Origin of the sequence: Polaromonas sp., from assembly GCF_030680935.1 — a bacterium.
Classification (GTDB): Bacteria; Pseudomonadota; Gammaproteobacteria; order Burkholderiales; family Burkholderiaceae_C; genus Polaromonas.
In genome coordinates this window covers 13,771-26,000 of record NZ_JAUXUP010000034.1, presented here as the reverse complement: position 1 = coordinate 26,000, position 12,230 = coordinate 13,771, and the positions used below count along the sequence as shown (strand labels likewise).

The following is a 12,230-nucleotide window of genomic DNA, read 5'->3' as shown; positions in this document are numbered from 1 at the left end:
CTTCAGGCGGCCTGGGCCTCAACCGCAAGCTGGTCGGCAAAGCTGTGGTTGACGTCGCGGTGGCCCGCTTCGTCGTCGCGCACCACCACGATCACATCGCGCAGGCGCGCATCTGGCGCCAGCTTCCAGTAGTCAATCGCGATCTGCGGCGCGGGCACGTTCTCATACTGCCCGCCGTCGATGCCGGCCAGGTACTCGGTGTAGCTGTAGACGGCTTCTTCCTCGAAGTAGCCGACCAGCCGGTGCGCTGTGCGTGACGACACCAGGTAGAGCAGGAAAAACAGGTTGTAGAAGATTCCCTGTGCCAGCATGATCATGGCGCGCTCCAGCCGGCTGGGCTGGGCGATATGGATAAAGGTCATCAGGTGCATGCGTTCGTTCTCGGCTTCGTCCAGCAGGGTGCGAATCCAGCCTTCGTCATCTTTCATGCTGCGCAGGGATTTCAGGTGAATCAGCGCACCCCCGACCATGCCGGGCACCGCGGCAACCGTTTCCAGAACCACGGCCCGGTTGCCGTAACGCCCGGCAAAAAAGGTATCTGCCAGGAAGCGCAGGAAACGCGTGGTCCGCCAGGCAAACCAGTCGGAAAAATCCGACTGGGCATGGTGTGATTGTTGGGGCGGTTTGGGCAGCACGGCAGGGTTCCTGGGGAAAAGGGGACAAAGAACGGACCCAGTGTGCGCTCATTGGAGTTTCACCTCTGCGCCCAGGGGCTTGTCTGCTGTGGCGAACTACAGCAGCGCCTTGATTTTGCGTGGTTTAGCCCTGCAGACCTTGCCAGATGACTGGCAACAGCTATCAAAAAAATAGCGACTTGCTGTCGTTGAGTGTCGTTTTCCAAGCCGTGGTTTATGCTTGACGCCTCTTCAGGAGCTCAACCATGGCGCTTTTTTCCCAGGATGCCCTCAACCCCGGCGTGCGCAAACGCGAGGTGTTTGGCTGGGCCATGTACGACTTTGCCAACTCAGGCTACACCACAGTGGTGATCACCGCGGTGTTTGCGGCCTATTTTGTGGGCGGCATTGCGCAGAAGGCCGAGTGGGCCACTTTTGCGTGGACGGCAGCGCTGAGCGTGTCCTACGCGATCGTCATGCTGACCATGCCAAGCCTGGGCGCCTATGCCGACCTGCGCGCGGCCAAGAAGCGCCTGCTGATGCTGACCACGGTGGGCTGCGTGCTGTCCACTGCTGCGCTGGCTCTGGCAGGCCCCAGCAGCGTGGCGTTTGCGATTGTGCTGATCATTTTGTCGAACACTTTTTTTGCCTGGGGCGAATCGCTGACCGCCGCCTTTCTGCCCGAGCTGGCCCGGCCTGAGGCACTGGGCAAGGTCAGTGGCTGGGGCTGGAGTTTTGGCTACTTCGGCGGCATGCTGGCGCTGGGCATCTGTCTGGGTTATGTGTTGTGGGCCCAGGCCAGGGGCATTCCGGCCAGCCAGTTTGTGCCGGTCACCATGCTGATCACCGCAGTCATTTACGGGCTGGCATCCCTCGTGACGTTTCGCCTGCTTAAGGAAAGGGCGCAGCCCAACCCGCTGGCCTTGCAGCAGGGGGGGCTGAAGGCTTCATTGGCGCAGCTGCGCCAGACCTTTCGCGAAGCCAGGCGCTACAAGGACTTCATGTGGTTGCTGGCCTGCGCGGTTTTTTACCAGGGCGGCGTGGCCGTGGCGATTGCGCTGGCCGCGATTTATGCCGAGCAGGTGATCGGCTTTCAGCCGCAGGAAACCATGGTCCTGATTTTTGTTCTCAACTTTGCGGCGGCGGGTGGCGCGTTTGCGTTTGGCTATTTGCAGGATTGGCTGGGCCACAAACTGGCGCTGGGCATCACGCTGGTCGGCTGGATTGCCACCTGCGTGATTGCCGCCGTCACCACCACCAAGGGCGGATTCTGGTACGCGGCCGCGATTGCGGGTATTTGCATGGGCTCCAGCCAGTCGGCCGGTCGCGCGATGGCCGGGCTGTTTGCCCCCAAAAGACAACTGGCGGAGTTTTATGGCCTGTGGACATTTGCCATCCGTTTGGCGAGCATCATCGGGCCGCTGAGTTACGGCGCCATTACCTGGGCGACTGGCGGCGACCAGCGCACCGCCATTTTGTCCACCGCTGTCCTGTTTGCCATTGGCCTGCTGCTGCTGCTTCCGGTGAATATGCAACGCGGGCGCGAGGCCGCGCTGGCGGCTGATGCACTGGCAGGCTAAATCCCCAGCCAGCGGCGCGCGGCCGCCTCCAGCACCTGAGGTGAACCGGTGGTGAGCAAGGCGACCTGGCCCTGGCCTTGCGCTTTGAGCAGGTCCGCTGCCTGCAGCAGGCGGCGCGTCTGCCGCGCCACCGGCTCGCCCGTCTCTATCATCGTCACGTTCTCCCCGGCATGAGCCGCGAGTTGCTGCTGCGCAAACGGGTAGTGCGTGCAGCCCAGCACCAGGGTGTCGATCTGACCCTCTTCATTGCCGAAACTGCCCAGGGCCTGCATGTACCGGGCACACAGCTCGGCGATCTGACTGGCATCGTCGTTCTGGATGGCGTCCGCCAGACCGTCGCAAGGCACAAGAATGAACTCGGCCTGGTCTTTCAGCGACTCATGCAGCGCGCGTACTTTGGCGCTGCCAAGGGTGCCGCGGGTGCCGATCACCCCAATGCGCCGCGTCTTGCTCAGGGCAACCGCCGGCTTGAGCGCCGGCTCCACGCCCACCAGCGGCAAGTGCGGATACGCCGCCCGCATGAGGTCGATGGCCGCAGCGGTCGCCGTGTTGCAGGCCATCACCAGGGCCTTGACCTGATGCTCTTGCAGCAGGCGCTCAGTCACAGTCCGCGTCCGCGTTATGACGTGGGCGTCACCGCGTTCACCATAGGGTGCGAAGCCCGAGTCGGCCAGATACACAAAATCCTCGTGCGGCAATTCGGCGCGCAAGGCGCGCAACACGCTCAAGCCACCGACACCGCTGTCAAAAACACCAATGGGTGCTTTGCTGCTCAAGCCGCCGCCACCGCAATGCCCTTGAATTCGCCCGTGGCAATCCTTTTCTGCCACTCGGCCGGACCGGTGATGTGGGCGCTGGTGCCGCCCGCATCCACCGCAACGGTCACCGGCATGTCCACCACGTCAAACTCGTAAATCGCTTCCATGCCCATATCGCCAAAACCAACGACTTCAGCGTGTTTGATCGCCTTGGAAACCAGGTAGGCTGCGCCGCCCACGGCCATCAGGTAGGCGCTTTTGTGTTTCTTGATGGCCTCGATGGCGACCGGGCCGCGTTCGGCCTTGCCAATCATCGCGATCAGGCCGGTCTCGGCCAGCATCATTTCGGTAAAACCGTCCATGCGCGTCGCGGTGGTCGGGCCGGCCGGGCCGACGGCTTCGCCAGCCACAGGGTCCACCGGGCCCACGTAATAAATCACGCGGTTGGCAAACTCCACCGGCAGCTTTTCGCCCTTGGCCAGCATGCCCTGGATGCGTTTGTGCGCGGCATCGCGGCCTGTCAGCATCTTGCCGCTGAGCAGCAGGGTATCGCCGGGCTTCCAGCTGGCGACCTCGGCTTTTGTCAGGGTGTTGAGGTCAACTTTTTTACTCTTCTTGTAGTCGGGCGCCCACTGCACATCGGGCCAAAGGTCCAGTGAGGGCGGGTCCAGGTAAACCGGGCCGCTGCCGTCCATCACGAAGTGCGCGTGACGAGTGGCGGCGCAGTTCGGGATCATCGCCACCGGCTTGCTGGCCGCGTGGGTCGGGTACATCTGGATTTTCACATCGAGCACGGTGGTGAGGCCTCCCAGGCCCTGCGCGCCTATGCCCAGTGCATTGACCTTGTCGAACAGTTCCAGCCGCAGCGCCTCGACCTTGCTGAGTTCGGCGCCTGAGGCCGCCTTGGCCTGCAACTCGTACATGTCGAGATCGTCCATCAGGCTTTCCTTGGCCATCAGCACGGCTTTTTCGGCGGTGCCGCCTATGCCTATGCCCAGCATGCCGGGCGGGCACCAGCCGGCGCCCATGGTTGGCACGGTTTTGAGCACCCAGTCAACAATGGAGTCACCGGGGTTCAGCATGGCCATCTTGCTTTTGTTTTCGCTGCCGCCGCCTTTGGCCGCGACCGTGATGTCGAGCTGGTTGCCCGGAACGATCTCGGTGAAGATCACCGCCGGTGTGTTGTCTTTGGTGTTCTTGCGGTCGAAATGCGGATCGGCCACGACCGAGGCGCGAAGCGTGTTGTCAGGGTGGTTGTAGCCGCGCCGCACACCTTCGTTGATGGCGTCATCGATGCTGCCGGTGAAACCTTCCCAGCGCACGTCCATTCCCACCTTCAAAAACACGTTGACGATGCCGGTGTCCTGGCAGATCGGCCTGTGGCCGGTCGCGCTCATCTTGCTGTTGGTCAGGATCTGCGCAATCGCGTCTTTGGCCGCCGGGCTTTGCTCACGCTCGTAGGCACGCGCCAGATGGGCGATGTAGTCGGCCGGGTGGTAGTAGCTGATGAACTGCAGGGCGGCGGCAACGGATTCGATCAGGTCGGCTTGCTGGATGGTCGTGGTCATGGTGGAGGGGCTTGGTGGAGGTATGGCTTTTCAGAGCGGCAACCGTGTGCTACGGTAGCTGCCAACCCGCTATTTTGACAGGTCAGCCAAGAGCATGAAAACACGTACTGAACGCGACACTTTTGGACCGATTGAGGTGCCCGCCGACAAGCTCTGGGGCGCGCAAACCCAGCGCTCGCTGCAGAACTTCGATATCTCGGGTGAGCAGCAGCCGTGCGAGATCATCCGGGCGCTGGCCCAGGTCAAGAGCGCCTCTGCCACGGTGAATCACGCGCTGGGTTTGCTGGACGACAAAAAGGTGCAGGCCATCATGGCCGCTGCCGATGAAGTGATCAGCGGCCAGCACGCCGGGGAATTTCCCCTGGTGGTCTGGCAGACCGGCTCCGGCACCCAGACCAACATGAATATCAACGAGGTGCTGGCTAATCGCGCCAGTGAGCTACTCGGCGGCGAGCGCGGCGAAAGCAGGTTGGTGCATCCCAACGACGACGTGAACCGCAGCCAGTCGTCCAATGACGTGTTTCCCACCGCCATGCATGTGGCGGCGGTGGATGCCATCACCCAAAAGCTGCTGCCGGCGATTGAAAAACTGCGCGGTACGCTGGCCAAAAAAGCGCAGGACTTTGACAGCATCGTCAAGATTGGCCGCACCCATCTGCAGGACGCCACGCCGCTGACCTTGGGCCAGGAGTTCTCCGGCTACGTCGCCCAGCTGGCCCACGGTGAAAAACATGTGCGCGCCGCCTTGCCGCATCTGTGCGAGCTGGCACTGGGCGGCACTGCCGTCGGCACCGGCCTGAACGCGCCCAAGGGTTATGCCGAGCAAGTGGCGGCTGAACTGGCGCGACTGACCGGCCTGCCGTTTGTGACGGCGCCCAACAAGTTCGAGGCCATGGCCTCCTGCGATGCGCTGGTGCATGCCCACGGCGCGCTGAAAACGCTGGCCGCCAGCCTGATGAAAATTGCCAACGATGTGCGCTGGCTGGCCAGCGGCCCGCGCAGCGGCATCGGCGAGTTGTCGATTCCGGAGAATGAGCCCGGTTCGTCCATCATGCCCGGCAAGGTCAACCCGACGCAGAGCGAAGCCGTGACCATGCTGTGCTGCCAGGTGTTCGGCAACGACGTGGCGATCAACTTCGGCGGCGCTTCGGGCAACTTCGAGCTCAACGTGTTCCGGCCCATGATCGCCTACAACTTTTTGCAGAGCGTGCGCCTGCTGGCCGACGGCATGCGCAGCTTCAACGACCATTGCGCCGCCGGCATAGAGCCCAACCGGGCGCGTATTGCGGAGCTGGTGGACCGATCACTGATGCTGGTGACGGCACTTAACCCGCATATCGGCTACGACAAGGCCGCCTTCATCGCGAAGAAGGCACACAAAGAGGGAAGCAGCTTGCGCGATGCGGCGATTGCTTCTGGCCATGTGACGGCCGCACAGTTTGACCAATGGGTGGTTCCAGCCCATATGACCCGGCCCTGAGTCCTGTTCAGGTCAATGGGCTGCTATCTAATTAATAGCTATCTACGTAGATTTGGAAAGGGCTGGAGGCCATTTTGGCATGTGAATACGCATGAAAATGGCATTTTTCCCTGGCCGCGGGGCTTCAGGGTGGACGGCGCTCGGGCACCGCCTCATGGGGCGATGCAGCCTTGCCTGGCAGGCGCAGGTGCAGCGCCGCCTGAGCCATCAGGTTGGCCGATACCGGCGCGGTGACGAAGACAAACAGGGTGATCAGCAGTTCCGCAAAACCGGCCCGTCCCTGGGCCGCCGCCAGGATCATGCTGGCCACCAGCACACCGCCGACACCGAGCGTGGATGCCTTGGTGGGTGCGTGCAGGCGCATGAAAAAATCAGGAAGGCGAACCAGTCCGATGGCGCCGACCAGCGAAAAGAAGGCGGCGATCAGCAAACAGGCGGCGGCCAGCCATTCAGCAACAGGATGAAGTCCCATGGTCATGTCCTCCGTTTCATTCGATCACATCACCACGGCTCAGGTAGCGAGCCAGTGCAACCGTCGACACAAACCCCAGCATGGCTATGATCAGTGCCGTTTCAAACAGCAGGGGCGTCTGCAGGCGAATGCCCAGCAACACGACCAGCGCCACTGCATTGAGGTATAGCGTATCGATGGCCAGTATCCGGTCCGTGATGTGGGGGCCAACCGCCAGACGCCAGGCGCACAGCGCCATGGCCAGCGTAACGGCACCGACGGCGATGTTGAGAGACAGAAGCACAATGTTGAAGTTCATGCGCTTTCCCCGGGGTGGTTCTGCGAGGGCTCAAAAATCGCCAGCAGCGGGATTTCGTAACGCACCTTGATATCGGCCGCCATCTGCGCCGGGTCACTGCAATCCAGCGCATGAACCAGGATGTGCCTTCTTTCTTCATCGACAAGGCAGGACACCGTCCCGGGCGTGGTGGTGATGATGCTGGCCAGCATGGAAACAGCGGTAGGGTGCCGCAGTGCCAGCGGCACGGTGACCCAGGCCGGTTGGGGACGTGAGATGGGGCCCAGTACCAGGCGCGCCACCGCAATGTTGCCCAGCACGATATCCCACAGCACGATCAACACCAGGCGTAGCGCTGGCATGAAACGCAGCCTGCTGGGCGCCATCAGGAAGTCTCCCAGAAGGCGCGGCAGCAGCAGACCGATCAGCACCGCCGAGATCAGATGAAAGGGGGCCAGTGTCTGCTGTAGCAGCAACCAGCTTGTTGCCAGCAGCAGCGACAGCCCGGGGCGGGCGAACCAACCTGCCTTTTTCATGGCTTGTTTTCCTTCGCGGCGGGTAGCCTCACTTCACCCGCGCCGCCACGGTAGGGTCGGGTGGTATTTGCCTGCGCACCTCCGACCGGGCCCAGCACTGCCTTGGCATAAGCGGCGCGGTCGGCCAGCTGCACGGCCGCAGCGTCGGTATACCGCTTGAAGGGCGAGGCCGCTGCGGCGAGCAGCAGGCTGAGCGCCAGCAAGCCTAGCGTGGCCAGCATCAGGCGCGAGCTGGTGCCGGACCGGACGGACAGGCCACCTGCAGGAAGTACGCTCCAGAACAGGATGGAGCCAGCGCGTGCCAGTCCAATCAGCGTCAGAAAACTGACCACCAGCACCACTGTCCAGACCCACCCCTGGGCGGGCCCTCCCGCCGAGCTTTCCAGAATCATCAGCTTGCCCAGAAACCCGGGCAGCGGTGGCAGGCCGGCGGCGGAAGCTGCCCCCAGCAGTGTCATCAAGCCAAGCAGCACGGGTTGTTCCACCGGGGTGGCCGGTTGCAGCCGGTCACCGGTATCACCGCGCTGGGAGGCCACGAGCTCGACCAGCAGGAACAATGCTGCAATCACCAGCGTGCTGTGCACCAGGTAATAAAGAGCGGCCGACATGGCCTGCGGGGTGAACAGTCCGATGCCAGCCAGGATGGTTCCGACGGACGCCACGGTCAGGTACGACACCAGCCGCGTCAGGCTGTGCGCGGCCAGTGCGCCCAGCACGCCGAGCGCCATGGTGAGCAGCGCCACCGGCAGCAGCCAGGGCTGGGCGGCCAGTGCGGCATGGCCCGCACCTTCACCCAGTATCCCGGCATGCACACGGATGATGCTGTACACGCCGACCTTGGTCATGATGGCAAACATGGCAGCGACGGGTGCGCTCGCGGCCGCATAGGTGCCGGGCAGCCACAGGTACAGCGGCACCATGGCGGCCTTGAGGCCGAATACCACCAGCAGCACCATGGCGCCAGCTGTGAACAGGGTGGCTTCCTGACTGCCGAGTTGAGCGACACGCAGCGCGAGGTCGGCCATGTTGAGTGTGCCGGTCGTGCCGTAGATGATGGCCAGTCCTACCAGGAACAACGCCGAAGCCACGAGGTTTAGTACGACATAGTGCACACCTGCCTTGAAACGCGCACGCCCCTGTCCATGGACCAGCAGGACGTAGGACGAGATCAGCAGTACTTCGAAGAAGACAAACAGGTTGAACAGGTCGCCCGTCACGAAGGCACCCGATACCCCCATGAGCAAAAAGTGGAACATGGTGTGAAAGTGGCGCCCATGGGTATCCCAGCCACCTGCGGCATACCAGAGCACGGGCACGGCAATGGTCCAGGTCAGGGCCAGCATCATGGCGCTCAGCCTGTCGATCACCAGCACGATGCCGAAAGGTGCTGGCCAGGCACCCAGGGGATAAACCGTCAACGCGCCAGTCGCTGCTTCGAGCATGAGGCGCCAGGCCAGCACGGCACCCAGGACCGCCGAGGCCACACTGAGCAGGCGTCTGCGTTGCAGCAGCGGCCCGCCGTGGCTGGCCTCCCCGCCCTGGTCACCCAAGAGCAGCAGGGCCACCGCCGTGAACAGCGGCAACAACACCGGCAACACCGGCAGGTGAGAGTTGAACAGCGCGTGCAGCAGGTCTGTCATGCCGCGTCTTCTCCGGCTCTGGCGGGACCATGACCAGGCTCATGGCCGTCCACATGATCGGTTCCCGATTCGTGGCGACTTCGCAGGGCCAGCTCAATCACAAAACCGGTGGTCGCAAAACCGATCACGATCGCCGTCAGCACCAGCGCCTGCGGCAGCGGGTCGGCGACGCGGCCCGTGGCCGAAAGAATGGGGGCCGCGTCCTGCCAGAGTCGGCCCATGGCAAAGATGAATACGTTGACGGCATAGCCCAGCAGACTCAGGCCTAGCACCACCGGCCAGGTCCGGCCGCGCAAGATCAGGTAGATGCCCGCGGCCGTGACAACGCCGATGCCGCTGGCCACCAGAAACTCGAGGCTCATGTCTGTTCTCCCTTGGCGGGGCCGGGCGTCTGGGCCTTGCCTGATTCGCGGGTGACCATGCCCAGGGTGGACAGCGTCAGCAGCGTGGCGCCGACCACGGTGATGTAAACGCCCAAGTCAAACAGCGCGGCGGTGGCCAGTGGGATGTCTCCCAGCAGGGGGACATGGGGGTGGCCATGGGCACTGGTCAGGAAGGGCTGGCCAAACACGAAGGCCCCGACACCCGTGAGCCCTGCAATGCCCAGCCCCAGGCCTATCCAGCGCACGAAGCGGCTGCCGCCATCAGCCCGAAGGACGGCTTCGGCTCGCGACTGGCCCATGGCCATGTATTGCAGCACCAGCGCCACGGCGGTGATGAGCCCTGCAATGAAACCGCCACCTGGCTGGTTGTGGCCCCGCATGAAGATGTAGAGGGTCACGACCAGTGCCAGCGGCAGGACCAGCCGCGCGGCCACACGCAGCATCAGGGGCTGCGTGGCAAAAGTCCACGGCAGGCCAGCGGCATCTGTGGAAGGTCGGCGGGTGCGCATGCCATCCATCAACGCCAGCACGCCGACGGCAGCAATGCCGAGGACGGTGATTTCGCCGAAGGTGTCGTAGCCCCGGAAGTCGACCAGGATCACGTTGACCACGTTGGTACCGCCTCCGGCAATCGCTGACTGGTTCAGAAAGTACCAGGCGATCGAATCGTGATCGCGCGTCAGCATGACCCAGGCCAGCCACGCGATGCCGCCGCCGCCGCACAATGCCAGCACGGCATCCCGCGTGCGGCGTCTGCTGGAGGACTCATGCGGCGACTCGCGTGGCAGCAGTGCCAGGCCCATGAGCAGCAGCACGGTAGAGACCACTTCCACGGTCAGTTGCGTCAGAGCGAGGTCCGGGGCGGAAAAACTGACGAAGCTCAGTGCAGTCACCAGGCCCACCACCCCGACCACCACGACCGACTGAAAACGCTGGTGATGGCGCACCACCAGCCAGGCACAGGCCAGCAACAGCAGGCCCCAGACGACCAGCGCCGCGAGCGAGACTGGCAGCAGGGTGCGGCTGCCGGTACCAGGCGCGTCTCCCAGCAACAAAGGCGCGGCTGCCACGGCCAGCGTGGCAGTCAGCATCCAGGCGATGTAGCGCTGCAGCGAGGCCGTTTCCAGCCGGGCGGTCAGGCGGCCGGCGAGTTTGAACAGCCGGTCCGAGCCGCCGGTAAACAGATTCAGACCGGTCCACAGGCCGAACCAGTTTTCGGAGCCCAAGTGGTGCAGCCGCCGACCCCGTGCCAGCATGAAATACAGCATGGCGCCGCCGCCCAGCGCCAGCACGCTGAGCAGCAGCGGCAGGTTCAGGCCGTGCCAGATCGCCAGTTGGTAGTCAGGCGGGGCGGTGCCCAGCATGGCGGTGGCAGCGACCAGCACCAGGGGCCCGAGCAGTAGCGAAGGCAGCAGGCCGACTGCAACGCAGATCACGGCAAGCAGGATCACCGGGGCTTTCATCCCCAGGGGCGGCTCGTGCGGATGAGGGTGGGGCAGTTCGCCCGCCGGCCCGTTGAAGAAAATGTCGTGAACCAGCCGTACCGAGTAGGCCACGCTGAACAGTGCAGCAAAGGTCGCTGCAGCGGGCACCAGCCAGCGCCAGCCGCCGGCCTGGGCAAAGGTCACGGTTTCTGTCAGAAACATTTCCTTGGAGAGAAAGCCGTTGAAAAGAGGCACACCGGCCATGGCCGCTGCTGCCACCATCGCAAGCGTGGCCGTCCATGGCATGAAATGACGCAGACCGCCGAGCAGGCGCATGTCGCGGGTTCCGGTCTCATGGTCCACGATGCCGGCAATCATGAACAGCGCCGCCTTGAAGCTGGCGTGGTTGAGGATGTGAAACATGGCCGCCACCGCCGCCAGCGGCGACCCCAGTCCTATCAGGAAGGTGATCAGCCCCAGATGGCTGATGGTCGAATAGGCCAGCAAAGCCTTCAGGTCGTGCTTGAAGATCGCGATGAAGGCCGCAAAGGCCATGGTGACCAGGCCGGTGGTTGCAACCAGGCCGAAAAAAAGTTCTGTTCCTCCCAGCACCGGTGTCAGGCGTGCCATCAAAAAGATGCCGGCCTTGACCATGGTTGCCGAGTGCAGGTAGGCCGACACCGGTGTGGGCGCAGCCATGGCCTGCGGCAGCCAGAAATGAAAGGGGAACTGCGCGCTTTTGGTGAAGCAGCCAAGCAGAATCAGCAGCAGCGCCGCAGGATAGCGGCTGTCTGCCTGGATCAGCGCGCCCTGATCGAGCATCAAGCTCAACTCGTAGGTCCCCGCGATCTGTCCGAGCAGGACAAACCCCCCCAGCATCGCCAGGCCACCGCCTCCGGTGAGCGCCAGCGCCATGCGCGCGCCATCGCGCGATTCGGCGCGTTGGCTCCAGTAGCCTATAAGGAGAAAAGAGGCAATGCTGGTCAGTTCCCAGAAGACGATCAGCAACAGCAGGTTGTCCGACAACGCAATGCCCAGCATGGCGGCCATGAACAGCATCAGGGTGCTGAAAAATTTCCCGACCGGGTCATCCTTTCCCAGGTAGAAATGTGCATACATGATGATCAGCAGTCCGATGCCGGTGATCAGCAGCGCAAACATCAGGGAAAGCCCGTCCAGCCGCAGTCCGAGATTCAGACCTATCTCTGGCACCCACGCGGTGAAGCTGGTGTGAGCCTGCCCATCCATGACGGCAGGTGCATGGGTCAACAGCAGAATGAAACTCGCTGCAGTGACAGCAGCTGCCAGCCAGGCGGTGCGGCCGCGCTGGCGTGGGGTCGGTGCTGCTGCTGAACCAGACCAGGCGGTCAGAACAGTACCGACAAGCAGCGGAAGAAAAATGATCAGCGGCAACACGGTTGGTAACTTTTCAGGGTCAATTCGATTCTAGGGGCTGCGTTCGCACTGACCGTCTCAGAGGGGTGAATGTCCCGACGCG

11 protein-coding genes are annotated in these 12,230 nt (G+C 63.2%); 2 read left to right on the top strand and 9 right to left on the bottom strand.

What is annotated here, in order from left to right; translation table 11 throughout:
* Positions 1-2: 2 nt before the first annotated feature.
* Positions 3-635, bottom strand: a complete 633-nt coding sequence (locus tag Q8L50_RS09275) for an alternative oxidase (RefSeq protein WP_305348388.1) — start codon at positions 633-635, stop codon at positions 3-5.
* Between the two features lie 245 nt (positions 636-880).
* Here Q8L50_RS09275 and Q8L50_RS09270 point away from each other — a divergent pair, with 245 nt between their 5' ends.
* The gene (locus tag Q8L50_RS09270; RefSeq protein WP_305348387.1) at positions 881-2,194 is read left to right on the top strand and encodes an MFS transporter; all 1,314 of its coding nucleotides are present in this window, start codon (positions 881-883) and stop codon (positions 2,192-2,194) included.
* Here the strand turns inward: Q8L50_RS09270 and murI are convergent.
* Both murI and Q8L50_RS09260 read right to left on the bottom strand, forming a co-directional pair.
* On the bottom strand, positions 2,191-2,970 hold the full coding sequence (murI, locus tag Q8L50_RS09265; RefSeq protein ID WP_305348386.1) for a glutamate racemase: 780 nt from the start codon (positions 2,968-2,970) through the stop codon (positions 2,191-2,193). The two genes, Q8L50_RS09270 and murI, sit on opposite strands and share 4 nt — an antisense overlap.
* Positions 2,967-4,520 carry a fumarate hydratase gene (locus Q8L50_RS09260; RefSeq protein WP_305348385.1) on the bottom strand — a complete coding sequence of 518 codons (1,554 nt, stop codon included), beginning with the start codon at positions 4,518-4,520 and terminating at the stop codon, positions 2,967-2,969. Before Q8L50_RS09260 ends, murI begins: the two co-directional genes overlap by 4 nt.
* A gap of 94 nt (positions 4,521-4,614) precedes the next feature.
* On the opposite strand from Q8L50_RS09260, the gene fumC reads away from it, so the two are divergent.
* Positions 4,615-6,000 (top strand): class II fumarate hydratase, encoded by a 1,386-nt coding sequence (gene fumC, locus Q8L50_RS09255; protein WP_305348384.1) that lies wholly within the window; start codon positions 4,615-4,617, stop codon positions 5,998-6,000.
* Positions 6,001-6,124: 124 nt separating this feature from the next.
* Here the strand turns inward: fumC and Q8L50_RS09250 are convergent, their stop codons facing one another.
* Genes Q8L50_RS09250 through Q8L50_RS09225 form a run of 6 tightly spaced genes read right to left on the bottom strand, consistent with a single transcriptional unit; the run spans position 6,125 to position 12,148 of the window.
* Positions 6,125-6,472 (bottom strand): Na+/H+ antiporter subunit G, encoded by a 348-nt coding sequence (locus Q8L50_RS09250; protein ID WP_305348383.1) that lies wholly within the window; start codon positions 6,470-6,472, stop codon positions 6,125-6,127.
* Positions 6,473-6,488: 16 nt separating this feature from the next.
* Positions 6,489-6,770 (bottom strand): K+/H+ antiporter subunit F, encoded by a 282-nt coding sequence (locus Q8L50_RS09245; protein WP_305348382.1) that lies wholly within the window; start codon positions 6,768-6,770, stop codon positions 6,489-6,491.
* Positions 6,767-7,285 carry a Na+/H+ antiporter subunit E gene (locus tag Q8L50_RS09240; RefSeq protein ID WP_305348381.1) on the bottom strand — a complete coding sequence of 173 codons (519 nt, stop codon included), beginning with the start codon at positions 7,283-7,285 and terminating at the stop codon, positions 6,767-6,769. The genes Q8L50_RS09245 and Q8L50_RS09240 overlap by 4 nt, the downstream gene beginning before the upstream one ends.
* Entirely contained in the window at positions 7,282-8,925 is a 1,644-nt protein-coding gene (locus tag Q8L50_RS09235; RefSeq protein WP_305348380.1) for a monovalent cation/H+ antiporter subunit D, read from the bottom strand. The genes Q8L50_RS09240 and Q8L50_RS09235 overlap by 4 nt, the downstream gene beginning before the upstream one ends.
* On the bottom strand, positions 8,922-9,287 hold the full coding sequence (locus tag Q8L50_RS09230) for a Na+/H+ antiporter subunit C (protein WP_305348379.1): 366 nt from the start codon (positions 9,285-9,287) through the stop codon (positions 8,922-8,924). Before Q8L50_RS09230 ends, Q8L50_RS09235 begins: the two co-directional genes overlap by 4 nt.
* Positions 9,284-12,148, bottom strand: a complete 2,865-nt coding sequence (locus Q8L50_RS09225; protein WP_305348378.1) for a monovalent cation/H+ antiporter subunit A — start codon at positions 12,146-12,148, stop codon at positions 9,284-9,286. Before Q8L50_RS09225 ends, Q8L50_RS09230 begins: the two co-directional genes overlap by 4 nt.
* Positions 12,149-12,230 lie beyond the last annotated feature (82 nt).